Origin of the sequence: Priestia sp. YIM B13552, from assembly GCF_042787775.1 — a bacterium.
Taxonomy (GTDB): Bacteria; Bacillota; Bacilli; order Bacillales; family Bacillaceae_H; genus Priestia; species Priestia megaterium_E.
In genome coordinates this window covers 1,003,121-1,028,018 of sequence record NZ_JBHZOU010000001.1, presented here as the reverse complement: position 1 = coordinate 1,028,018, position 24,898 = coordinate 1,003,121, and the positions used below count along the sequence as shown (strand labels likewise).

The 24,898-nt window shown below is 38.4% G+C and carries 21 protein-coding genes and 1 riboswitch; of the genes, 16 read left to right on the top strand and 5 right to left on the bottom strand.

The window, feature by feature from the left end; genetic code table 11:
• Nucleotides 1-23: 23 nt before the first annotated feature.
• The 6 genes from ACFX40_RS05020 to ACFX40_RS04995 all read left to right on the top strand — a co-directional run bounded on the left by ACFX40_RS05020 (nucleotide 24) and on the right by ACFX40_RS04995 (nucleotide 8,799).
• Complete coding sequence (locus ACFX40_RS05020) at nucleotides 24-1,619, top strand: glutamate/serine transporter AimA (protein WP_028407547.1); 1,596 nt, start codon at nucleotides 24-26, stop codon at nucleotides 1,617-1,619.
• Nucleotides 1,620-1,801: 182 nt separating this feature from the next.
• Nucleotides 1,802-2,848: a DUF5105 domain-containing protein gene (locus ACFX40_RS05015; RefSeq protein WP_377237759.1), complete on the top strand. Its 1,047-nt coding sequence runs from the start codon at nucleotides 1,802-1,804 to the stop codon at nucleotides 2,846-2,848.
• 151 nt (nucleotides 2,849-2,999) lie between these two features.
• Nucleotides 3,000-3,509, top strand: a complete 510-nt coding sequence (locus tag ACFX40_RS05010) for an acyl-CoA thioesterase (RefSeq protein WP_013055518.1) — start codon at nucleotides 3,000-3,002, stop codon at nucleotides 3,507-3,509.
• A gap of 460 nt (nucleotides 3,510-3,969) precedes the next feature.
• On the top strand, nucleotides 3,970-6,738 hold the full coding sequence (ppc, locus tag ACFX40_RS05005) for a phosphoenolpyruvate carboxylase (RefSeq protein WP_098966068.1): 2,769 nt from the start codon (nucleotides 3,970-3,972) through the stop codon (nucleotides 6,736-6,738).
• 217 nt (nucleotides 6,739-6,955) lie between these two features.
• A complete protein-coding gene (locus ACFX40_RS05000; RefSeq protein WP_050689301.1) occupies nucleotides 6,956-7,399 on the top strand; it encodes a hypothetical protein in 444 nt (147 codons plus the stop codon).
• Nucleotides 7,400-7,791: 392 nt separating this feature from the next.
• Entirely contained in the window at nucleotides 7,792-8,799 is a 1,008-nt protein-coding gene (locus tag ACFX40_RS04995) for an aromatic ring-hydroxylating dioxygenase subunit alpha (RefSeq protein WP_028407551.1), read from the top strand.
• Nucleotides 8,800-8,830: 31 nt separating this feature from the next.
• On the opposite strand, the gene ACFX40_RS04990 is transcribed toward ACFX40_RS04995, so the two are convergent.
• The 3 genes from ACFX40_RS04990 to ACFX40_RS04980 form a co-directional block, all read right to left on the bottom strand.
• Nucleotides 8,831-9,586 (bottom strand): ABC transporter permease, encoded by a 756-nt coding sequence (locus tag ACFX40_RS04990; RefSeq protein WP_028407552.1) that lies wholly within the window; start codon nucleotides 9,584-9,586, stop codon nucleotides 8,831-8,833.
• Nucleotides 9,583-10,320: an ABC transporter ATP-binding protein gene (locus ACFX40_RS04985; RefSeq protein WP_028407553.1), complete on the bottom strand. Its 738-nt coding sequence runs from the start codon at nucleotides 10,318-10,320 to the stop codon at nucleotides 9,583-9,585. The genes ACFX40_RS04990 and ACFX40_RS04985 overlap by 4 nt, the downstream gene beginning before the upstream one ends.
• A gap of 97 nt (nucleotides 10,321-10,417) precedes the next feature.
• Nucleotides 10,418-11,725, bottom strand: coding sequence for a homocysteine synthase (locus ACFX40_RS04980; RefSeq protein WP_028407554.1), 1,308 nt, complete (start codon nucleotides 11,723-11,725; stop codon nucleotides 10,418-10,420).
• 337 nt (nucleotides 11,726-12,062) lie between these two features.
• On the opposite strand from ACFX40_RS04980, the gene yknW reads away from it, so the two are divergent.
• From yknW to ACFX40_RS04960, 4 genes are read left to right on the top strand one after another with little or no spacing between them, the layout of a single operon-like run.
• On the top strand, nucleotides 12,063-12,749 hold the full coding sequence (yknW, locus tag ACFX40_RS04975; RefSeq protein WP_098248652.1) for a YknW family membrane protein: 687 nt from the start codon (nucleotides 12,063-12,065) through the stop codon (nucleotides 12,747-12,749).
• Nucleotides 12,750-13,880 (top strand): efflux RND transporter periplasmic adaptor subunit, encoded by a 1,131-nt coding sequence (locus ACFX40_RS04970; protein WP_028407556.1) that lies wholly within the window; start codon nucleotides 12,750-12,752, stop codon nucleotides 13,878-13,880.
• Complete coding sequence (locus tag ACFX40_RS04965) at nucleotides 13,877-14,566, top strand: ABC transporter ATP-binding protein (protein WP_028407557.1); 690 nt, start codon at nucleotides 13,877-13,879, stop codon at nucleotides 14,564-14,566. The genes ACFX40_RS04970 and ACFX40_RS04965 overlap by 4 nt, the downstream gene beginning before the upstream one ends.
• The gene (locus ACFX40_RS04960) at nucleotides 14,563-15,759 is read left to right on the top strand and encodes an ABC transporter permease (protein ID WP_016763129.1); all 1,197 of its coding nucleotides are present in this window, start codon (nucleotides 14,563-14,565) and stop codon (nucleotides 15,757-15,759) included. The genes ACFX40_RS04965 and ACFX40_RS04960 overlap by 4 nt, the downstream gene beginning before the upstream one ends.
• 69 nt (nucleotides 15,760-15,828) lie before the next feature.
• Here the strand turns inward: ACFX40_RS04960 and ACFX40_RS04955 are convergent, their stop codons facing one another.
• On the bottom strand, nucleotides 15,829-16,815 hold the full coding sequence (locus ACFX40_RS04955) for a S8 family peptidase (RefSeq protein WP_098966075.1): 987 nt from the start codon (nucleotides 16,813-16,815) through the stop codon (nucleotides 15,829-15,831).
• Nucleotides 16,816-17,168: 353 nt separating this feature from the next.
• On the opposite strand from ACFX40_RS04955, the gene folP reads away from it, so the two are divergent.
• The 3 genes from folP to ACFX40_RS04940 all read left to right on the top strand — a co-directional run bounded on the left by folP (nucleotide 17,169) and on the right by ACFX40_RS04940 (nucleotide 19,705).
• Nucleotides 17,169-18,017, top strand: a complete 849-nt coding sequence (gene folP / locus ACFX40_RS04950; RefSeq protein ID WP_081085188.1) for a dihydropteroate synthase — start codon at nucleotides 17,169-17,171, stop codon at nucleotides 18,015-18,017.
• A gap of 118 nt (nucleotides 18,018-18,135) precedes the next feature.
• Nucleotides 18,136-19,269: a zinc-dependent alcohol dehydrogenase gene (locus ACFX40_RS04945; RefSeq protein WP_098333808.1), complete on the top strand. Its 1,134-nt coding sequence runs from the start codon at nucleotides 18,136-18,138 to the stop codon at nucleotides 19,267-19,269.
• A gap of 241 nt (nucleotides 19,270-19,510) precedes the next feature.
• Entirely contained in the window at nucleotides 19,511-19,705 is a 195-nt protein-coding gene (locus tag ACFX40_RS04940; protein ID WP_013055532.1) for a hypothetical protein, read from the top strand.
• Between the two features lie 26 nt (nucleotides 19,706-19,731).
• On the opposite strand, the gene liaG is transcribed toward ACFX40_RS04940, so the two are convergent.
• Nucleotides 19,732-20,601, bottom strand: a complete 870-nt coding sequence (gene liaG, locus ACFX40_RS04935) for a LiaG family protein (RefSeq protein WP_098333807.1) — start codon at nucleotides 20,599-20,601, stop codon at nucleotides 19,732-19,734.
• Nucleotides 20,602-20,988: 387 nt separating this feature from the next.
• Nucleotides 20,989-21,090: riboswitch (purine riboswitch) on the top strand.
• 138 nt (nucleotides 21,091-21,228) lie between these two features.
• On the opposite strand from liaG, the gene ACFX40_RS04930 reads away from it, so the two are divergent.
• The 3 genes from ACFX40_RS04930 to ACFX40_RS04920 all read left to right on the top strand — a co-directional run bounded on the left by ACFX40_RS04930 (nucleotide 21,229) and on the right by ACFX40_RS04920 (nucleotide 24,877).
• A complete protein-coding gene (locus tag ACFX40_RS04930) occupies nucleotides 21,229-22,422 on the top strand; it encodes a NupC/NupG family nucleoside CNT transporter (protein ID WP_013055534.1) in 1,194 nt (397 codons plus the stop codon).
• A gap of 317 nt (nucleotides 22,423-22,739) precedes the next feature.
• Entirely contained in the window at nucleotides 22,740-24,176 is a 1,437-nt protein-coding gene (locus ACFX40_RS04925; RefSeq protein WP_013055535.1) for an amino acid permease, read from the top strand.
• Between the two features lie 137 nt (nucleotides 24,177-24,313).
• Entirely contained in the window at nucleotides 24,314-24,877 is a 564-nt protein-coding gene (locus ACFX40_RS04920) for a biotin transporter BioY (RefSeq protein ID WP_377254344.1), read from the top strand.
• Nucleotides 24,878-24,898 lie beyond the last annotated feature (21 nt).

The following is a 24,898-nucleotide window of genomic DNA, read 5'->3' as shown; positions in this document are numbered from 1 at the left end:
CTAGGGAAGAGGAGTAGATTTGGATGAGCAATATGCAAAGGAAGATGGGAACATTTGCTTTAACCATGACAGGCATAGGTTCGATTATCGGTTCAGGGTGGCTGTTTGGAGCATGGAAAGCAGCTCAAATTGCGGGACCCGCGGCTATTTTTTCATGGGTTATTGGAATGGTGGTTATTTTGACCATTGCTCTATCATATGCTGAACTGGGCGCGATGTTTCCACAAGCAGGGGGGATGGTTAAATATCCTCAGTATTCACACGGATCATTTATTGGTTTTTTGGCTGCTTGGGCTAACTGGATTTCAATCGCTTCAACGATAACAGTGGAGGCTATTGCATCTGTGCAATATATGAGTACTTGGCCGTGGAAATGGGCTCGCTGGACTCACGAATTAGTAGATAATGGAATTTTAACGTCCAAGGGGTTGGCAGTTGCGTCTTTGTTATTATTCGTTTACTTTTTTGTGAACTATTGGACGGTAAATCTCTTTGCTAAAGCAAACTCATTTATTACGATTGTTAAATTAATTATTCCTGGTTTAACGGCAGGGGCTTTATTTTTTGCTGGTTTTCATAGCGGAAACTTTTCAAGTGAGCATGGGGTTGCCCCTTATGGATGGGCCAGTGTTTTAACGGCAGTGGCAACATCAGGTATTGTGTTTGCATTTAATGGGTTTCAAAGTCCTGTAAATATGGCAGGAGAAGCAAAATCACCTAATAAATCGATTCCGGTAGCTGTAATTGGTTCAATTTTTATTGCAGGAATTGTATACATTATATTGCAAATTGTTTTTATCGGAGCAGTAAGTCCGTCATCAATTGCTGATGGATGGAATCATTTGAATTTTAATTCTCCTTTTGCTGATTTAGCGATTGCGCTTGGAATTAACTGGCTAACAATTGTGTTATACGCAGACGCATTTGTTTCTCCTTCCGGCACAGGTGCTACATATACGGCAACTACTTCTAGAATGTTATACGGGATGCAGCAAAATGGATATTTGCCAAAGATCTTTGGTACGCTTCATCCACTTTACAATGTCCCGCGCCCAGCTATGTGGCTAAATTTAGCAGCTTGCTTTTTGTTTCTCTTTTTATTTAGAGGATGGGGTGTCTTAGCAGAAGTGATCTCAGTAGCGACGCTTATCTCTTATATTATGGGTCCTGTAGCGCTTATAACATTAAGAAAAACGGCTTCACACTTTTACCGTCCATTTTATTTAAAAGGGGCATCAGTTATTGCGCCATGCGGCTTCGTTTTTGCTTCCTTGACGCTTTACTGGGCAAGGTGGCCACTTACAGGTGAAGTGATCTTTATTATGGCAATTGGCCTGCCTGTTTATTTTTATTACCAAGCGAAAAATAAATGGGTGGGCTTTAAAAAAGAATTTTTAACCGGGGCTTGGATGCTTATCTATTTAGCGTGCATGATTTTTATTTCCTACATAGGAAGCGAAAAATTCGGAGGCAAAAATATTTTGCCTTTCGGATGGGATATGCTAGTGATTGCTTGCGTATCATTAGCTTTTTATTACTGGGGAATTAAGAGTGGCAAATCTAACCGATATATGAAAGAAGCTGAACAAATCAATCAAGAAAATTTTAAATCTAAATAAAAAAACACGAGCCAGTGCTCGTGTTTTTTTATTTAGGTGAGTGGAGAGTTTAGACTTAGTTTTTATCAAAATATTGTAAAAAATATAGATTTTAAGGTTTAAGTATTTATACAGAGGGAACCTTTATTTGGGATAAAGTTCTAAAAAAACAAAATAAAGGGGATTAGGCAGCTGTGAAAAAAATGAATGTTTTGGCTTTAGCTTTTGTACTTATGCTAGTATTAGCGGCTTGCAACAGTTCTAAGGAAACGGGAGGGTCTACTTCGGCTAAAAATAAGGCGATTGAAGCATCTATTGACAGCGCTTCTTACATTTTAGTAGATAGTGATGAAGGAGCTACAAGTGAAGAAAAAGGGCTGTTGAAAGTTGATTTAAAAGTGAAAAATGTCTCCAAAAACAGTATATCTTTATCGGATTATGACGGTGTTTATTTATACGAAGGAGATGAACAGCTGTCTCCAAAAACGGGAGTGAACAGTCGTGAGCTCGGACTAGAAAGCAGTGCATCTGACAAAATTGGTGCTGGAAAGCAAAAAAATTTAACGTTTGTCTTTGAAGTCAAAAAAGATAAAAAGTATAAAATTGGGCTTCAGCCAAAATCATCTGATTATGATGAAGAAATTGACGAAGTGACATTAACACTGGATACAAAGAAATACGCGAAAAGCTATAATAAGCTGCAAGACCCAGAAAAAGCTCTGCAAGCTTATACAGAAGTCCTTTACTTAAATAAAGAAAACGTAGACTATGATAAATATGTAACAGCAGATAAAACAGCTGTTATAGAAGAACAGAAAAAAGCGTTTAAAGAAGAATTAAAAGGTGCGTTTTCTAATAGTTTAACCGACAAAGCAAAAAAAGACTTTTTTAACATGTATAAAGATGTTTTAAAAGAAAAAGCAAGCGTGAAAACAAATGTGATTGCGAATGCAAATAATAAAGCAGTAGTAGAGGTGGAGTACACGACTCTTAATTTATCAGACTTGTATTCATACGTATCGCAGCTTAAACGAGCCTACACAGAGGAAACGAAGGATTATGATACAGAACACTCTGAAGAGTTTGCCGCTTCTCACTTCAAAGATATTGTAAATGAATTGGAAACAAAAGAAGGAAGTCGCCCCCTACGAATTTTTATGGTGAAAGAAGATGGGAAATGGACTGTGAAACCAAGTGACCTATACAGTGATTCTTTAGGTAAAACGTTTGGATCAAGCTATATTCGATAGACAAAAAAGAGAAGAATTTTTCTTCTCTTTTTTGTTTTCTGTAAATAAATCAACGAGTTTTTTGTAAAGCTAAATTTATCAAAATATGCTAGTATAGGTTCATTCATTCTTTTATTCTTATTATGATAGGCATCAATGGAGGTTCTTACTAATGAAAGCAAATTATTGTAAAGATACAAAGGCTGTTCGAACGAGCCGCATTTTTCCTAATGATATTAATAATCACAATACGTTATTTGGCGGAAAGTTAATGAGTGATATTGATATGATTGCGTCCATTTCAGCTTATCGTCACAGTCGTACAGAGTGTGTAACAGCTTCAGCAGACTCTATTCATTTTCTGCACCCTATTACGCCTCAGGATTCTGTATGTTTGGAGTCATACGTATCATGGACAGGTCGTTCATCCATGGAAGTGTTTGTGAAAGTGATTAAAGAAAATTTAAAAACCGGGGAGCGTCAAATTGCAGCCACATCATTTTTAACTTTTGTGGCAATGGATGATGATGGAAAGCCCCGTGCAGTACCGGAGCTTATTCCAGAAACAGAAGAAGAAAAATACCTGTTTCAAACGGGGGCAGATCGCGCTGCCACGCGTAAGCAAGTGCGTAAAAAAAGCAATGAACTAGCATCGGTATTGGATTTAGGACAACCTTGGTAGCATAAAAGAGAGGCCGAGACAAAAGTGTTTTAGCTCAAATGAAAAACGAACCAGTGATCAACGTGTTTGATTAGTGGTTCGTTTTTTTTGTTATGGTGAACGTAGGTTTCATCTGTTTCGTTCCTTCTAGCAGTTGATTGGAGAGCAAGACGAAGACTACGGGGGAAAAGCGAAAGAGACGAGGAGGCTCATCGACCGCCCGCAGAAAGCAAAGTCTTGCACAGTAATCAACTGCGGTGTCACAAGCGGTTCAGCTTATGTATCCCATTTGTTCGTCTTTAGATTGGATTCATTTAGTTATGTCTTAACCTCTTTCTATATTTGATGAATCTCCTCTCCTGAACGAGAGGAGGAAATAAAATTATATGAAATTTATTTTCGTTCATGGTAATATGGATTTAATATAATTTTCTAAAAAGTTTAAAAAGTACAACATTTATAAAGAAAGGTGTCGTGTCTAATGGTAACAGTAGAAGCAGCAGAAAGACAAAACAGCAGCACTGCCCTGCGCCGTGATGTAAAGTTTCTCGGTCAATTGTTAGGGAAAGTTCTGGTTCACCAAGGTGGAGAAGAACTGCTCAACAAAGTAGAAAAAATACGCGAAGTAGCAAAATCACTTAGAGAAAACAAAGATGAAGTTATCTATAAAGAAATAAAAAATGAAATCGTTACTCTTGAACAGCCGATGCGCGAGCAGGTTATTCGGGCGTTTGCAGTTTATTTTCATTTAGTTAATATTGCAGAGCAAAATCATCGAATTCGTCGCAGACGGGAATATCAGCAGCAAGAAGATTCTATTATGCAGCCGGGCTCATTGGAAAGTGCCGTTGTTTCGCTTAAAAATAATGGAGTGGCGCCAGACGTAATTGCTAACTTGCTTCAAACTTTATCTCTAGAGCTCATCATCACTGCTCATCCAACAGAAGCCACTAGACGAAGTGTTCTTGATATTCATAAACGAATGGCTGAGCTTCTCAAAAACTTGGATAATCCAACGTTAACAAAACGCGAACGTACGGAAATTGAAGAAAGACTGTTTAGCGAAGTGTTGATTTTATGGCAAACAAATGAACTGCGAGATCGCAAGCCAACCGTAATGGATGAAGTATCGAATGGATTATATTATTTTGATGAAACGTTATTTGAAGTGCTTCCTCAACTTCATCAGGAGTTGGAAAATTCATTGCAGGAGAATTACCCCCAAGAAAATTGGAAGGTGCCTAATATTCTTCGATTTGGTTCATGGATTGGCGGAGACCGGGATGGAAATCCAAACGTAACTCCCAAAGTAACGTGGCAAACGCTTGTCAAACAAAGAAAGTTAGCTATTCGTAAATATAAAGAGTCGCTTACTCAATTGAGACAAAGGTTAAGTCAGTCTACAAAAAGAGTCGCAGTTTCAGATAATCTGCTTGATTCTATTAATCAAGAAATATCGCTGCTGCCTGAGAAAAAGCGATGGAGAATCAAACACGAAGTGTATCGCTGCAAGCTTACGATTATGCTTCATAAATTAAATTTAGTTGGAGAGTCGGAAGCGGGTTATCAAAGGTCGGAAGAACTTCTACATGATTTACTTCTAATCAAAGACAGTTTGCAAAAGCACCAGCCTCAGGATTATCAGTTAAAAAGCTTATGTAAATTAATTCGCCAAGTTGAGCTGTTTGGTTTTCATTTAGCAACGCTTGATATCCGTAATCACAGCGGGGAACATGAAGCGGCAATCAAAGAAATTTTCCATGCGGTTTCTTTAGCTGAAGATTATTCAGCGTTAACAGAAGAGAAAAAAGTTGAGCTGTTAGGGAAAGTTCTTCAAGACCCAAGACCTGTGCTATCGTTTGTAGAGAATTACTCTAAAGAAACGCAGCAAGTAATTGAAGTATTTAATATGATACATCGAGCACATAAAGAATTTGGAGAAAGATCTATTGAAGTCTACTTAATCAGCATGACGCAGTCTGCAAGTGATTTGTTAGAAGTCATGGTACTTGCCAAAGAAGCAGGTATTTATCGCCTTCATGCAGATGGCCGCATTGAAAGTAAGTTAAATATAGCTCCGCTGCTTGAAACGATTGATGATCTCACAGCGGGTCCTAAAATTATGGAACAGCTATTTCAATTAGATTTTTATCGTGAGCACTTAAGGAAACAGCAGGATTTGCAAGAAATTATGCTTGGCTACTCAGATGGAAGTAAAGACGGAGGAACGCTTACTGCTAATTGGAAGCTCTATAAAGCGCAGCAGGAAATTCACGATATGGCGAGGAAGTATCAAGTTCGTCTGAAGTTTTTCCATGGCCGAGGCGGCTCACTAGGCCGAGGAGGTGGACCGTTAAACCGAAGCATTTTATCTCAGCCTGTTGAGACGCTAGGAGACGGCGTGAAAATTACAGAGCAAGGAGAAGTTCTTTCTTCTAGATACGCTTTATATGACATTGCCTACCGAAGCCTTGAACAAGCGGTCTCAGCTCTTCTTACAGCGGCAGCAAATGTTTCTCAAGAAGCTGAACAATGTGATATTCGTACACATGAATGGGAAGAAACAATGGACGAGATTTCAACTGCTTCTTTACGTAAGTATCAAGAGCTTGTTTTCAAAGATCCAGACTTTTTAACGTATTTTAAACAAGCTACACCTCTTCCTGAGCTGGGAGCTTTAAATATTGGGTCACGTCCAATGAGTCGAAAAGGAAGTGATCGCTTTGAAGACTTGCGAGCAATTCCGTGGGTATTTGCATGGACGCAAAGCAGACAGCTGCTTCCAGCCTGGTACGCTGCAGGTACGGGCTTACAGCATTTAGTAGAGAAGTCGGGAGATATACAGCTTCTTCAGCAAATGTATAAAGAATGGCCATTTTTCCGCTCGACCGTCGATAATCTGCAAATGGCCTTAACAAAAGCAGATTTAATGGCAGCAAAAGAATACACGGAAATGGTACAAGACCCGGCTATTTCAGAGCGGATTTTTACCGCCATTAAAAAAGAGTATAATCTCACAAAAGAAATGATTCTTCAAATCACAGGTCAAAAAGAACTAATGGATCATCTTCCTACGATTAAAGAATCTATTAAATTACGAAATCCGTATGTGGACCCTCTAACATTCTTACAAGTTAAAGTCATTTCCAAGCTGCGTGAAGATGAGGCTGGAACGTTAAATGAAGAACTTTTAAAAGAAGCGTTATTAACGATTAACGGCATTGCAGCAGGGTTGCGTAATACAGGCTGATGATACCAAAAGACACCTCAAGAAAATAAAAGAGGTGTCTTTTGCCTATTCTTCTCACATAAAGAACTGCCTGTCAGTTCCCTCTCTTTTAAAGAGAACTTCCGCCTGTTAAATAGGCACTGAGAAAAATCAATGATAGAATAGAAAAAAGATGGAAATATTTTACAACTGAATGCGAGTGATGGGGGAACTAGATTGAATATGGAGGACGAGGACAATGGTAAAAAATTCGCAAATCTTTATTGAAGCTGACTCCGAGAATTCTGTATTTATTGGACTGGAATTTTGTGAGTATACACAAAAAATGAATCCTACTTGTTTGTCCAAACAGCATATAAATGTGTTTATTCATCCGGAAGAACTCACCGTGGAATTTAAGAAAACAAAAAGTGATAGAACTATCGATGATTTTCATCTCATGCATATCGTTCCGGTTCATTGCTTTAATTATTTATTATGTTCGATTTCGCAAGGTATTGTTACAGATGTTCAGCTGAAAGCGGTTGGTCATCAAGGAGAAACGTTGTTTGAAGAAAGTCTTACATTGAAGTTTCATGAAAAAGCGACGGATTATGAAGAAACCCTCTCATTTTTCAAACATTTAAATCAAGAAATACAAAAGCAGACGAAAAAATATACAGCCAGTTATATGAGCTCATAATAAAGCAAGCTGCGGTTTTTAAAACCGCAGCTTTTATTCGTTTAACCGAAAAAATTATGTTAGAGATGCTTACAAATCAAGAGATTTTTCAGTGGGAAATTGATAAAGTAAAGCTAAGAGAAATCAGTGGACAGAAAAGCTTTTAGCGGCTGGCCGCTCTTTATTCAATATATAAGGGTTAGGTTTTGAGATTAAAAAAATAGCGATGAACACGTATTGTCATTGTAGATGAAGTGCTAAGGTCGCTCTATCTGCAATCATGTAGAATCTTCGCGCGCTTATAGTCTGTTTTACGGAACGAAAAAGCTGCGGAAGTAGAAGCACTCCTTCTATTTCTGCGGTTTTTTTTATAAACAAGAAATAAATTTACTTATTGTACGGAGGCGATGCAGATGATTAAAGATTTAGTATTGGCTAAGGAATGGCTGCCTGCAGCTTATTCACATGATTTAACAGATCAGCCCTTGCAAGTAACGATTTTAGAAGAGCGAGTTGTGCTTTTTCGCACAACTAATGCCATTAAAGCATTTAAAGATTTGTGCATCCATCGCGGTGCAGCGTTATCTCTTGGAAAGGTGGTAGATGATTGCATTGTATGCCCTTACCACGGATGGAAATACGATGATGCCGGGGCTTGTGTGAAAATTCCTCAACAGCCGCCAGGAAGAGCTATTCCTTCAAAAGCAAAAGCACAGGTGTATGACTGCGTTGAAAAGTACGGAATTATATGGGTGAAGATGAATAGAGAGGCGGGCGATACTCCTCTTCCCCTGTATGACGAACATCTTAACTCCGGATTCAAAACGGTTTGCGCCAACTCTCATACTCTGCAGGCAGCAGCTCCTCGTGTCGTAGAAAACTTTCTAGATGTAAGCCATTTGGCTTTTGTTCACGAAGGAAGCCTTGGACACTCTGACTACGCCGAAATTCCTGATTATAAGGTGCATTGGAAAGATAACCGATACGTTTCTGATGAAATCGCTGTGTACGCAGATGCAGATGGTACGGGTAACTTTGCGACTATTTATTATACCTTTGAAATTCTTCGTCCTACTGTTGCAAGATTGAAAAAAGTGAACTATGAAACGGGTGAAATCTTTTCAATGCTGTTTGCGGTTTTACCTGAAGAGGAAAGAAAGTCCACGGTGTTTGCGCTGGTTTCTAGAAACTATTCGTTTGATGCACCTGATCAATATTTCCGCGATTTTCAGCAGCTTATTATTGAACAAGATACCAGTATTGTGGAAAGTCAAAAACCAGAAGAGCTGCCGCTTGACTTACAAGCAGAGCTTCATTTGAATCCGGACCGATTGAGTATTGCCTATAGAAGATGGCTCGGTGATTTAGGAGTGACCTTTGGAAGTGACGTAGGATCAAGATTAAAAAAAGCTGCTCAGTAAAAAAAGAAGAAAGGAGTCTCCTTTCTTCTTTTTATGTATGCTCACGGATAAGCTGCTGATAGCTATTAAAAAGGGTAGGGTATGTTAATCGGCTTAAGATGACGCAGGAAAGCGTAGCAGACGCTAGAATAGTAAAAACGATAAGCAGCTGGAATTTGACAGCTTGTATCGGATCTGCCCCTCCAATAATCTGGCCTGTCATCATACCCGGAAGCTGAACAAGTCCAATTGTTTTTTGGCTTTCTACCGTAGGAATCATGCTAGCTTTGATTGCGGCGTTTAAAATACTATGAATAGCTTGTTTAGGAGTACCCCCAAGCGCCAGAATTAATTGAATTTCCTCTCTTCTTCGACTTACTTCAGCATCTAACCGATTTAAAAATAAATTAGCCAAAATCATCGAATTTCCAATAATCATACCGCTGACAGGAATGACGTAGCGCGGAGTAGCAGGGATAATATGTAGACCGAGCATAACGCTTTGGGTCAGGATTTCTACAATAAAAAGAGTGACAAATACACGAAAAAAAGCTTTAAATTCCTGCTTTTTTTTCTTTACAACGTTTTGAGAAGCGACTGTGAGCATAACGAATAAAATGAGAATCATAAAAACAGGATGATTCGCGTCAAAAATAAACGATAAAACATATCCGATCACTAACAGCTGAACGGCTGCTCGAATACTGGCAATGATAATATCTTTTTCGAGTCCTATACGAAAAGATTTTGATAAAAAAAGAGCAATAAAAACAAAAACAATTGTAAAAATCAGTGAAAGTGAACTCATAGAAAGGCTCCTTCAATAAATTGTTTTGTTTCAGCTTTTACAGGAGCATGAAAAAAGGTCTCCGTCTTCGCTTTTTCTACAATCACTCCGTTCATTAAAAGCCAGACTTCCTCTCCTAAACGTTTCGCTTGATCTAAATTATGGGTAACCCAAATAATCGTTTTATTCTGCTCTTTATGTAAATGAGAAATAAGCTGCTCAATTTCATGAGCAGAAGTGGCATCCAAAGCAGAAGTGATTTCGTCTAAAAGTAAAAGGTCAGATCCGTTGGACAGCGTGCGGGCTAATGATAACCTTTGTCTTTGACCACCGGATAAATCTCTGGCATCCTGGTCTAACAAGTCAGGGGAAAGACCGGTCAAGGCACAGAGTTCTTCAGGCATAATATCCTGTTTGCCGTGCAGTTTTTGAACAAGCATCATATTATCTCGCACTGTTCCATCAATAACAGGAGCAGATTGAAAAGCAATGCCCACTTTTTTTCGCAAATCAGAAATAGTCCATTTGCTAATGTCTTTTCCATATACTTCAATACTTCCTTCATCAGGTGCAGAGAGTAAATTGCACATGGAAAGAAGGGTGCTTTTTCCGGATCCTGATGGTCCTACCATCATGACGAGCGAGCCTTGCATCACTGTACCCGATATGCCTTTTAAAACACTATGTTCTTTATCCTTAAATGTTTTATGAACGTCTGTAAATGTGATAGCAGGTATTGAATTGAACGTGTTCATAGTAACTCCTTTTTCATTCGTTTTGTTTATTGTAGCATAAGCGAAAGTATAAAAAGTTATTGGATGATATAAAAAAAGCTGTGAAAAATCACAGCTTTTAAACAGTTGTATTCACTTTTTGGCTGGCTTTTAAGGCATAATCCAAATCTTCAAGAAGGTCGTCGATTGCTTCTGTTCCAACCGATAAACGAATGAGTTCTGGCGTCACACCCGAAGCTTTTTGTTCGTCTTTAGATAGCTGTTGATGAGTGGTGCTTGCCGGGTGAATAATGAGTGATTTAGAGTCGCCGATATTGGCTAAATGAGAAAATAACTGAACCGAATCAATTAACTTAGCCGCAGCGTTTTTTCCTCCCCTTACACCAAAGGTTAAAATTGCTCCTTGCCCTTTAGGCAAGTATTTTTGTGCCAAAGAATAGGAAGGGTGGGAAGGAAGCCCCGCATAATTTACCCATTCTACTAATTCATGCTGCTCTAAAAATTTCGCTACCTTTAATGCGTTTTCGCTGTGACGCTCTAATCGCAGATGGAGTGTTTCTACCCCTTGAAGGAGTAAAAAGGAATTAAAAGGTGATAAAGCAGCTCCAATATCTCGTAAAAGCTGAACGCGCGCTTTTGTAATATAAGCAGCTTCACCGGCAGCTTCTGTGTATACGAGGCCATGGTAACTTGGATCTGGAGTTGTTAAGTCTGGAAATTTCCCGCTCGCTTCCCAATCAAATTTTCCACTGTCTACGATAACACCCCCAATTGCTGTTCCATGCCCTCCAAGAAACTTAGTAGCAGAATGAACGACAATATCTGCTCCGAAATCGATGGGACGAAGAAGGTAAGGGCTTGGAACCGTATTATCAATAATAAGAGGAACTCCATGTTCATGAGCAATGTCTGCAACTGCTTCGATGTCTAGCACATTTCCCTGCGGGTTTCCAACGGATTCAGCATAAATTGCCTTTGTTTTGGAAGTGATTGCACTTCTAAAGTTTTCTGGATTATCGGCGTTTACAAATTTGACGGTAATGCCCAGTTTAGGAAGCGTAGACGAAAAGAGGTTATATGTTCCCCCATATAAACTGCTTGCTGATACAATTTCATCTCCTGCCGAAGCGATATTCAAAATGGAAAAGGTAGTAGCTGACTGACCCGAAGCTACTCCTAGAGCACCTACTCCGCCTTCTAACTCAGCAATTCGCTGTTCAAAAACGTCCGTAGTAGGGTTTACAATTCGAGTGTAGATGTAGCCTTGTTCACTTAAATTAAATAAAGATGCAGCATGCTCCGTATCTTTAAATCCAAATGAGCTTGTTTGATAAATAGGTACCGCACGCGAAAAAGTAGCCGGGTCAAGCTGTTGGCCAGAATGGATGGCTTGTGTTTCAGGACGAAATGGTTTCTTAGCAGACATTGAAACTCCTCCTTAGATATAAAACTTATAAAAAGCATAGGAATAATAAACTTTAATCATAATATACGGATTCTATTGAATGATGTCAAATAATAATTAGAATATTTAGAAATTATAAGTAAGATTAATACTTTCATTCAGACATCTCTTTAATTTCTAAAAATACCATAAAAAATATAAAATGTAAGAAAAATGTCAATTAATTTGTATAATTATGTTAGAATATTAGGTGTTTGAGAGTTTCTTAGAAAGAGTCGATTTTGCTAGAAAACTTTAAAAAACAGCAAAAGACGGGTCTTAAGAGCTAATAACGAAACAAAATAAAAGGAGTTTGATTATGAGCACAGAAGTTAACGTATCTTCGGAAGTCCAAGAGAAAGGAAAGCCTTCTATTTTTGGTTTTATTACGAGTCCAGTTGTACAGTTTGAGAAAATGAAAAGCAACCCGGTCATTTGGGGCCCTCTTTTACTTATCCTCATCTTAACAGCTGCAACAACGATTCTAGCCGTCTATACCCCTCAGGCAAAAGAAGCATTACAGCAGCAAAAAGAAGCTGGCATTGAAGTGAATTCAACATTTAGTATGATCGGCGGAACGGTTGGAGGAGTGATTGCAATAGTTGCTACACTGGCATTCACGAGTTTAATTTTGTTTTTAATTGCAAAGTTAGGGACTGGAAAAACAACTTACCGCCAAATGTTTAGCTTAAATTTGTTTGTTACGTTCATCACAGCAATCGGTCAGCTAATTAATACGGGAGTAGCTGCACTAGCACATACTTCAGCTAATGTGACTTCGTTAAATGGAATGGTTGGTGCGAAAGGTGCTATGGGAGGAGTATTTACTTCCATTGAAATCTTTTCTATCTGGGGACTTATTCTGACAGCAGTAGGACTACAAAAAGTGGCAAATGTATCAAAAGCTGCTTCTATTATTACAGTGATTATTTTATTCATCTTAGGAGCCGCTATTTCAGGAGTTGGAGGAGCTGCTTCAGAAGCGCTTAAAGGAGCAGGATTGTAAATGAAAAAAGGAATAATTATTACAGCTGTAGCAGTTGTTATTGTTGCGGTTATTGGAATTAACGTATATCGTGCACAAAGTGTAAGTGGGAAAGCAATCAATGTTCACGTAGCAAATATAAAGGAAAAAAAGTTAAGAAATACAGTTATGGTTCCCGGTACGTTAAAGCTTGCTGATGAGCAATATGTCTATTTTGATGCTGAAAAAGGCGAGGTTGAACGATTTCACGTAACGGAAGGATCTCGTGTACAGCAGGGAACCTCTCTTGTAACATACGAAAGCGATACGCTTGATTTAGAGCAAGAACAAAATAAGCTAGAAAAAAAATCCAGCCAGCTGCAAATTGACTCAGTAAGCAAACAGCTTTCTAATTTAAATAAAAAACAAAAAGAATTGGAAAAAGAAATGAGTAAGCAAGAAGCGAGAGATCAAATCGATACAGAACGTACGCAGCTCAATCTCGATTTAGAAACGGCTAAAATTGATTTAGAACGAAACAAACTAGAAGCCAAATCAATTGCTAAAAAAGAACGTAATTTAGACGTAGCGAGTGATATTAATGGGACGGTGCTAGAAGTAGATAAAGAAGCGGTTAATAACACAAGTGACGTTCAAAAACCGCTTATACATATTGGTAATACCGATGAATACTTAGCTACTGGTGTGCTGTCTGAGTACGATGCATTAAAAATTAAAACCGGTCAAGCTGTCAAAATTACATCAGATGTGCTGCCTGATAAAGAATGGGCAGGGAGCGTTAAACAAATTGACTATCTACCTCAGCAGCAGGCATCAGCAGAAGCGGGCAATGATGGGGCTAATCAATATCCAGTTGAAGTAAAAGTAGATGACCAAGATATCACGATGATTAAGCCGGGATTTAAGCTGCTGCTTGAAATTGAAACAAGCAGTAAAAAAGCTTCATCTTTGCCGATAAAAGCAGTTGTAAATGAAGATGGGGAAAAATATGTATATGTGGTGAAAGATAAAAAGGCGGTTCGTAAGGAAGTAAAGATTGGAGAAACAACAAATAAATTTATTGAAATCAAAAGCGGCGTATCTTCTAAAGACAAAGTCATTACAAATCCTACAAAGAACTTAACTGATGGTGCGGAAGTGACTGTTCAATGATTGAGCTTGTGAATATTCATAAAAGTTATCATCTTGGCAAAGAGGAAGTGCCAATTTTAAAAGATATTAATTTGAAGATTTATGACGGTGAATTTGTTGCGATTATGGGACCTTCTGGCTCAGGTAAATCAACGCTAATGAACATTATCGGATGTTTAGACCGTTCGTCGTCAGGGTCCTATTTATTAAATGAACAAGAAATCTCCACTTATAGTGATGAGCAGCTTGCAAAAGTAAGAAATATTCATATCGGTTTTGTTTTTCAGCAATTTCAGCTGTTGCCGCGTTTAACAGCGGTAGAAAACGTAGAGCTTCCAATGGTATATGCAGGTGTAACGCGTAAGGAAAGACGAGCCAGAGCAGAAGCTGCGCTTGAAAAAGTAGGGCTGAGTGAGCGGATGAAACATTTACCGAGCGAGCTATCAGGAGGGCAAAAGCAGCGCGTTGCTATTGCTCGTTCTATTGTTAACAATCCGACGCTTATTTTAGCAGATGAACCAACAGGAGCTCTAGATACAAACACAAGTGCTGACATTATGGAGCAATTTTCTCAGCTTAATGCAGATGGCACAACGGTTGTAGTCATTACCCATGAACCTGAAGTGGCAGAATACACATCGCGTACAGTTATCGTTCGTGACGGTAAAGTGCTAAGTCATAGCGATAAGGAGAACGATAGCCTATGAGTTTGATAGAAAATATTCGCATGGCGCTCTCTTCGGTTCTTGCTCATAAAATGCGCTCTATTTTGACGATGCTTGGTATTATCATTGGCGTAGCGGCTGTTATTATCGTTGTAGCCATTGGTCAGGGCGGAGAACAGATGATTAAGTCGGAAATAACAGGAGCAAGCAATACAGTTGATGTATACTATCAGCCTCCTGAAGACGAGATGCAAGCTGATGACCTTTCAATGACGGGTGAGCCTATCTTTACAGAGGATGATATCAAAGCTCTTTCGACTATTCCCGGAGTGAAGAATGTGGTGGCCTCTAGTTCAATGGGAATGGGGATAAGATATAGAGACAAGGAATCTGATACGACTGTTAATGCTATTAACGAAGGCTATATTGAAGTTAATCAGCTGGAAGTTTCAAAAGGAAGAATGTTAGACAGCTCTGACTTTTTATCAGGTAATCGAGTAGGTGTTATCACAAGCGATATGAAAAAAGAGCTATTTGATAAAAAAGAAGCCCTTGGACAAGTAGTATGGGTGCAAGGTCAGCCTATCAAAATTATTGGTGTCACAAAAAAGGCAACGGGCTTTTTAGCATTTGAAATACCAACCATTTATATTCCGAATAATACGTATAAATCAAGCTTCGGTAAGCTCGATTACACAAACCTTAGTGTTCAAGCAAAAAGCTCTGATCAACTAAAAAAAGTAGGCAATGACGCAACGGATTTGTTAAATAATTTGCATGATGCGGAAGATGCTTACCAAGTGCAGAACTTAGAAGAAATAGCAGATAGCATTGGAAATGTAACGCGGATTATGACAACGATTATTGGATCGATTGCAGGCATTTCCCTGCTTGTTGGCGGGATTGGCGTTATGAACATTATGCTGGTTTCTGTAACGGAACGTACAAGAGAAATTGGTATTCGTAAAGCGTTGGGAGCATCTAAAAGACAAATTCTAACTCAGTTTTTGATTGAATCCATTACCCTCACGTTAATTGGTGGTTTGCTTGGAATTGGTCTCGGCGCGGGCGGGGCAGCTCTTGTTTCATTATTTGCTGGCTGGCCGTCGTTAATTTCGTGGCAAGTGGTACTTGGAGGAGTGTTGTTTTCCATGACGATTGGCATTGTATTCGGCATGCTTCCTGCAAACAAAGCGGCGAAGCTAGATCCAATCGAAGCATTAAGATATGAATAAAGACATGCGTTCGCATGTCTTTATTTCAATTTAACGAGAACCAAGAAGATTTCTCGTTTTTCTTATTTATTACTTACTAGGGTTGATACGGGCTACGTTAATAATATCATGTATTTTCTCTACCAAATCGAGCATGAGAAACCCGTTTCCTTCAGAGCTTTTTCGATATCCAAGAGGAAGCGTCCTTCTTACAAGTTGAGCATAGATTTCGGCTTCGATTAAAGAGCGGCCAAATTCCTTCTCACATAAGTTAATTAATAGAGCTAAAGCTCCTGCTACGTGGGGAGTTGCCATTGAAGTTCCTGAAAGAGTCGCATATTTACCTTCTAAAAAAGTAGAGATGATTTTAACTCCCGGTGCCACTAAATCCACTTCTTCATTGACGTTGGTAAAAGGAGCCAAGCTTAAGCTGTTGTCCACTGCTCCTACTTGAATGACTTCGTTGTAACTTCCTGGATATGAATATTCAAAGGTTTCTTCGCGGTCGTCACCTTCGTTTCCAGCTGCAACAACGACAGAAACATCTTTATTCACAGCATTCTGAACAGCTTCGTGCAGTTCTGGAACGTCTTGTGGTCCCCCCAGTGACATGGAAATAACTCGTGCTCGCTCATTGTTAGGACCGCGCCATTCGACGGCGTAGTTAATAGCGTCAATAATCCATTCGTAATTTCCCGATCCTTCACCGGTAAGTACTTTTAAGCTTAGAATTTTTGCTTTTGGTGCCACTCCTACTACCCCTTCATTATTAAGCGCAGCAGCAATGGTACCAGACACGTGAGTGCCGTGCCCATTATTATCTTCAAATACAGAAGAATCTCCGTCATAATCCGAAGTGAAGTTTCTTCCTCCGATAATACAATCTTTTAAGTCAGGATGATTTGTGTCAACACCAGTGTCGATAACTGCAATTACAATGCCTGCTCCTTGATTGCTTTGTTCCCAAATAGCAGGCGCTTGAATTAAGCTTACTCCTTTAGGCGTTTCGTTTGTTGAGTCGATAATCGACTCAATTGTATAAGGAATTAATTTGACTTGTAACGGTTGTTGAGTCATAGTCATCCTCCTTAAAATGAATTCCATAAAAATGGAAGTTACTTAATTATAAATTCCCAACTATTGCTATAAATTAAACACTTTTCATGCGAATCCTTTCTTTTTGAATAAAAAGACTCACAAAAGATGTGAGAAAAGGAAAAAAGACCCTGAAGACAAGCCCGATAGAGATTTTTAATGTTATCTATGTATTCACTTTTAATGTTTATCTCACACTATAGAAGAAAGAAACTCTAAGAAAAATCACATAGGACCGGCGACTTTTGATATAATTACGAACGGTATGACATTCTCAAAATACATGATATTTATAAATATACATCAATTTGCAAATTACGAAGGGGCTGAGGATAGTGTCAACTTTAACGTCTCAATCCGTCATCAAATGCGGAAAATATGAACTGAATTATGCGGACCGTACGCTTATTATGGGGATTTTAAACGTAAACCCGGATTCATTTTCAGATGGCGGAAAATACTACGATGTAGATAAAGCGGTGGCTCATGCTGAGGAAATGGTGAAGCAAGGAGCAGACATCATTGATATCGGAGGAGAATCAACTCGTCCTGGGTATACAAGAATTAGTGATGAAGAAGAGATTAAACGGATTGTGCCCGTTATTTCTGAAGTGGCTAAGCGCGTAGAGGTGCCGATTTCTGTAGATACATACAAGTCGGAAGTGGCCAAACATGCGCTAGAAGCAGGAGCACATATTATTAACGATATATGGGGCGCAAAGGCTGATCCCAAAATGGCTCAAGTTGCAGCTGACTATAATGTTCCTATTATTTTAATGCATAATCGCCATGAGCCCAATTATACAAATCTGATTACAGATATGATAAGTGATTTGGAAGAAAGCATATCAATTGCAAAAGCTGCAGGAGTTCGAGATGATCAGATTATTTTAGATCCAGGCGTTGGCTTTGGAAAAACGGCTGCGCATAATGTAGAAGCGATTCAGCATCTAGATCAGCTGACAAAGATGGGCTATCCTGTGCTGCTTGCTACTTCTCGTAAAGGATTTATTGGACAAATAGTCGATGCTCCTCCAACGGAAAGAATGGAAGGAACTGCAGCTACTGTATATGCAGGGATTGCACAAGGCGTTCAAATGGTTCGAGTTCATGACGTATTAGAAATCAAGCGCTTTGTAAAGATGGCAGATGTACTGGTAGGAAAACATATATTTCAGTTTTAATAATCATTTAAGCAGACGCGTAAGCGCTGCTTTTTTATTTTCCTTGATTTCTCCGGATAGAATACATGCCTTTAGATAAATTTAAGTAATATGAAGGTTGTAAAAATGGAGGGTGAAAATGAGAGCAGTAACGTATCAAGGACCTAATCAGGTAAAAGTAGCAGAAGTAGAAGATGCGAAGTTAGAGAAGAAAGATGACATTGTCATTAAAATAACGTCAACGGCTATTTGTGGTTCTGATCTGCATTTATATCAAGGAAGCATGCCATTGCCTCACGGTTATATTATTGGTCATGAACCAATGGGGGTTGTGGAAGAAGTAGGGCCGGAGGTTACAAAAGTAAAAAAAGGAGATCGCGTTATTATTCCGTTTAACGTAGCGTGCGGACAGTGTGCATACTGTAAGGATGATTTAACGAGCCAATGTGATAATTCTAATCCACATTACGATTCTGGCGGCTATTTCGGTTATACTGAAAAGTTTGGAAATCATCCGGGAGGTCAAGCTGAATATTTAAAAGTGCCGTTTGGGAATTTTACACCATTTGTCATTCCGGAATCGTGCGAATTAGAAGATGAATCGCTTCTTTTTTTATCAGATGTGCTTCCAACTGCTTATTGGAGTGTAGAGCATGCGGATGTTAAAAAAGGAGATACCGTTATCGTACTCGGCTGCGGACCAGTGGGATTAATGGCTCAAAAGTTTGCTTGGATGAAAGGTGCCAAACGGGTTATTGCCATAGATCATGTTCCATACCGAATTCAGCATGCAAAGAAAATGAATGCCGTAGAAACCTTTGACTTTACAGAATACCCAGATATGGGGGAGCATTTAAAAGAAATCACAAAAGGCGGAGCTGATGTGGTGATTGACTGTGTAGGTATGGATGGCAAAAAGTCGCCTCTTGAATACATTGAGCAAAAATTAAAACTTCAAGGTGGAACGCTCGGACCCATTCAAATTGCGACAAAAGCCGTTCGTAAATGTGGAACCGTCCAAATCACCGGGGTATACGGAAGCAACTATAACAGTTTTCCTTTAGGAGCTTTTTTTGCTCGAAATGTAACTCTCAAAATGGGGCAAGCTCCTGTCATTCCGGTTATGCCGAAATTGTATGATCAAATTGTACAAGGAGAATTCGATCCAAAAGAAATTATTACTCATAAAGTCGCTTTAGAAGACGCAGCTAATGCCTACAAAATCTTTAATGATCATCAAGATAACTGCATTAAAGTTATTTTAAAACCTTAAAAGGCCAGTTCTATTAGGTGAAGATTCCCGAGCAGTGAAGCTCGGGAATTTTTTATGTATGTAAAGTGGGGGAGGAAAATAATGCACGATTGGATGGTTGATTTTACATAATTTAGCTTTATGATAGAAAGAGAAGATATAACGCTTTCATATTCTGATTAAATCGTGCTGCTTAAAATGAAATAAATAACATCTTGGTATTCAGTCTTATTCAATCACCGAAATATGGAGGAGAGAATGAATGAAATTAGCATTGCTTCTTGTCATTATTATCGGCGTTGCTGCCCTTGCAGGTACGATCAGTGCTGCAAAGAAAGTAGATGAAGATTACGGAAAATCTAAAAAGAAAAGTATAGTGAATTTATCTATTATTTACGGAGTCGTATTCATAGGCTCAATCGTAGGAGTAGCGTGGTATATTGCAGTGAGACCATAAATAAAACGAACACTTCCGTGTTCGTTTTATTTTGATTTTAACGTTAATTCTCCGCTTGAAACAGCTGCATCAATAGGATATTTTCCATTTCCATGCTTTCCTTTTAATACATCTTCTGTTACGGTTGCATTGCTTAACTTAAAGTCATTGTTTATATCACCGCTGCTTACTTTTCCATTCACTTTAAAACCAGCGCTTTTCGGAAGAACCAGCACGGCATCTCCAGATCCTACATCTACAGAAACGGCCTCTTCTAGCTTTTTAAAATCCATATAGAGATCACCAGATCCAATGCGCGCCTGAAGTTTTCCTTTATAGTTTGTTCCTTTAATTTCCCCAGATCCTACAGCAAATTTAGCTGTTTGGCTTTCAACATTACTCAGCTGTAAATCTCCAGAATTGACATCCGTACGAAGAGAGGTGCTCCTCAAGTTTGAAATACTTGCATTTCCAGAACCTACTTTAATCGAAACATCTTTCAGCTGAAGCGCTTGCTCAGGCTGTGTAGCAACTTGAAGGTCCCCAGAACCTACCGTAAGCGCAAGGTTGTGGTGATAATCTCTAGGAATGTAGATTGTCACTTTTGTGTTTGAAAAAATAGAAAGCCATTGAAAAGGACTTTTTTGATAAGTGACGACTAGGGTATCTCCATTTTGCTTTACATCTACTTTTCCTTTACCTTCTACTTTTGTTTTAATATCTTGACGATCTTGCGGCACGACAGTTGTACTAATGCTTGGAGAGTCAATTTGAATATGCTGAATATCACTTGATAACGCCGCTTCAGACTTGGACGTCTTGAACGAACTTAACGACCAAGAGGAAGGTGCAAACGCAGTAGAAAAGAGGACTGCCGTACCACCTATCACTAAAATAAAAGCCAATATTTTTTTCACGTTATAACCCGCTTTCTACCTAAATTAAATTTGTTTTCTTCTACCATAAAGTGTAAATTGAAAAGCGGTTAATTTCAACGAACAGCAGGATTATTTTTTTCTACGTCTCAAGTCGTAAAAATGAAATATTTTTTTGAGGAATTAAATGAAAAGCGAAGTAGATATTTAAACATACTCATCAAAGAATCAAATTCTTTGTTTCAAAAATAGGAAAATAATTGAGTTAAAAGAACGGTTAAATTCACTTTTTTTGTGTAATTTTCTGATGAGTAGTTCAAAAGAAGTAATAAATAAATAGAATTTTCATACCAATTTTATTATTCCGAAAAACTTTTAAAGTGTTGATTATTAAAAAAATAAAGGGTAGAATTTGTTCATATCAATTGAATACAGCTAAGATTACGATCTTGTATATTATCAGTAATATGGTCTGATAGTCTCTACCTAGTAACCGTAAAAAACTAGACTACAAGAAAGTTTGGATATAAGCAGCAAAAAGAAGGGCGTATTCTCATGAGTACAGTCTTCTTTCAAAGCTCTTACTTTTCATACTTTCTGTTATTGTCAGAATTTATGAAAAGTAAGAGCTTTTTTTGTTTTTCAAATACACACCTGGGAGTGGCTTGCATGTACTTTTTATTAAATTTATTAGGCGTTTTTGTAGTAATGGGTGTCGTCTTTTTATGTTCTCCTAAAAAGAAAGAAATAAAGTGGCGTCCTATTGCTTCACTGCTAGTCGTTGAAGTCCTCATTACTTGGTTTATGTTAGGCACTTCAATCGGAACATGGATTATTAATAAGATTGCTTCGTTCTTTACTTGGCTAATTTCCTGTGCTAACGATGGAATTGCTTTTGCGTTCCCATCCGTGATGGGAAATGAAACGGTTGACTTTTTCTTCAGTGCATTACTGCCTATCATCTTTGTCGTGACATTTTTTGATATTTTATCTTACTTTGGTATTTTAACGTGGATTATTGATAAAGTAGGCTGGGTCATTTCGAAAGTTTCTCGTTTGCCTAAATTAGAAAGCTTTTTCGCTATTCAAATGATGTTTTTAGGAAATACGGAAGCATTAGCGGTTATTCGTAATCAGCTTTCTGTGTTAAAAGACAACCGTTTGCTTACGTTTGGAATTATGAGTATGAGCAGTATTAGCGGATCTATTATCGGTGCTTATTTAACGATGGTTCCCGCTACGTATGTGTTTACAGCAATTCCACTGAACTGTTTAAACGCGCTTATTTTAGTGAGCTTATTGAATCCAGTTCATGTTACAAAAGAAGAAGATATGATTTACGTACCGCCAAAGTCGGAGAAAAAAGACTTTTTCTCTACCATTTCAAACAGTATGTTAGTCGGAATGAACATGGTTATTGTTATTTTAGCGATGGTTATTGGATATGTAGCTCTTACATCTGCGCTTAACGGTATTTTAGGCGTTATCGTAGACGGCTTGACTGTACAAAAGATTTTCTCTTATATCTTTAGTCCATTCGCATTCTTACTAGGGCTAACGGGACATGATGCAATGTACGTAGCTCAGCTGATGGGTATCAAGCTAGCAACAAATGAATTCGTGGCAATGATGGATTTGAAGAAAAATCTAGATACACTTCCACCGCATACGATTGCAGTTGCTACAACATTCTTAACATCTTTTGCTAACTTCAGTACGGTGGGTATGATTTATGGGACGTATAATTCTACGTTATCAGAAGGTAAATCAACGATTATTGGAAAAAACGTATGGAAACTGCTTGTGAGCGGTATCGCTGTTTCGTTATTAAGTGCTATGATTGTTGGATTGTTTGTTTGGTAAAAAGTTAAAAAAAGCTGTGCTTTCGTCTTAGAAAGCACAGCTTTTTTTCTTGTTGCATCACCTATTCATTTGCAGAAAAATGGTTATGAATATCCACAGTAAAAGAAAATCACACTATTCAAGAAAAATTCATTTTACTTTTGCAGAAAAACATTTTAAATCTAGTGAGCATTATGTTAAGATTACAAAAGGCTGTTTCATTTAAATTGAGAACACCGCATAAATATGTAAGTAAATATGCATAGAAAACAAAGGTTTATTAATTTTTTTCTAGGTAATATCTCGTAATAAATAGGTTGAAAGGAAATGTCGTTAATATGATAGAAGGACAACAGCAAACAAATGAATTAAAAAAGACGATGAAAAGCAGACATTTGTTTATGATTTCGCTCGGCGGGGTTATCGGTACAGGTTTCTTTTTAGGAACAGGATACACGATTAGCCAAGCAGGAGCGATTGGAGCTATCCTTTCGTTTATCGTAGGTGGCTTCATTATGTATTTAACAATGCTTTGCTTAGGGGAACTTGCAGTAGCAATGCCAGTTTCCGGTTCGTTTCAGACATATACAACAAAATTTATTGGCCCTGGTGTTGGTTTCGCTTTTGGATGGTTATATTGGTTGGGCTGGGCTGTAACGGTTGCATTAGAATTTTTGTCAGCAGGTCAGCTTATGCAAAGATGGTTTCCTGATTCTCCTGTATGGATCTGGTGTGCTATATTTGCGCTTTTATTATTTTCATTAAATGCACTGTCAGCTAAAGCGTTTGGTGAAGCGGAGTTTTGGTTCGCCAGCATTAAAGTGTTAGCTATTATTTTATTTATCGTACTTGGTGGAGCTGCTATGTTTGGTTTTCTTCCATTAAGCAATGGAGACAGCGCGCCGCTTTTCTCTAACTATACGGCTCACGGCGTGTTCCCTCACGGAATTAGTGCCGTGCTGATTACGATGATTACAGTTAACTTCTCATTTCAAGGTACGGAGCTTATCGGTGTAGCTGCTGGGGAAAGTGAAAACCCAGACAAGACTGTACCAAGAGCCATTAAACAAACGGTATGGAGAACGCTTGTATTTTTTGTACTAGCTGTAGCTGTCTTAGCGGGGATGATTCCGCTTGAAAAAGCAGGCGTAGTTGAAAGTCCATTTGTTGTTGTATTTGACCAAATTGGTATCCCATACGCAGCGGACATTATGAACTTTGTTATCCTAACGGCACTGTTATCTGTAGCTAACTCAGGTCTTTATGCAGCAACGCGTATGCTGTATTCATTGTCAAAAGATAACATGGCAAGTTCAGCTTTCATGAAAGTAAATAAACGCGGTGTGCCGATGAACGCCTTGCTTTTAACATTAGGCATTGCACTTTTATCTTTGCTTTCAGGATTCTTTGCTCAAGAAACAGTATTTGTATGGCTTATTTCTGCAGCGGGTTTAGGTGCACAAATTGGCTGGATTACAATCGCTGCATCACTGCTTGCATTTAGAAAAAGATATATAAATCAAGGAGGGCAAATCGAGGATTTAAAATTCAAAGTCCCTCTTTACCCGGTATTGCCTTTAATCGCATTAGTATTAAATACGATTGTACTTGGAAGCATGGCATTTGATGCAGAGCAGCGAATGGCACTGTATGTCGGTATTCCACTAGCGCTGCTGTTTTATGCTTATTATCATGCACGTGTAAAAAAGAAAGTTGATTTATCTATCAGCCGTCAAGAAGTGCAGCTTAAAGACGACAAAAAGGTAATTTTATAAAAATCAAAAAGACGCAAAAGCCCAGGTTTTTGCGTCTTTTTTTATATTTTATTTGTAAACTTAAATTAAAATTAAGTTGACAAATAAAAAGAGATTATTGCAAACTTAAAGCAGCGAACAGAGAAAGGAGGGTGAACATGAAAACGAGAACAATGGCGTATGTTTCTTTATTTGCTGCTTTAACGGCGATTGGTGCATTTATAAAAATTCCTATTCCCTACATACCGTTTACTCTTCAAATTGTTCCTGTTTATTTAGCCGGGGCGCTATTAGGACCGCGTTTAGGTTTGTATAGTCAGCTATGCTACATAGGTATTGGGTTAATCGGTGTTCCGGTTTTTGCAGAAGGAGGAGGTTTAGGGTATATCTTCAAACCAACGTTTGGCTATTTAATTGGCTATGCTATGGGTGCATTTATGAACGGCTACCTTATTCAAAAATATGACTTAAAGAAACCTTTTTCTATCTTTTTAGCTAATTTATCTACGTTAGCTATTGTGTACGCAGTCGGCTGCTTTTGGCTTTACGGAGCAATGAAATGGATAATTGAAAAGCCTCTTTCACTGAGTGATACACTTCTTTTTGGAGCTGTTTTGCCAATGCCTGGAGATCTTTTATTGTGCATTTTATGTTCAGTGCTGATTCACCGAATGAAGCCTCAATTTAGCCGTTTATCATCAAAGCGGGCTAAAGCGGGGTAATGAAGACATAGAAAAAAGAGG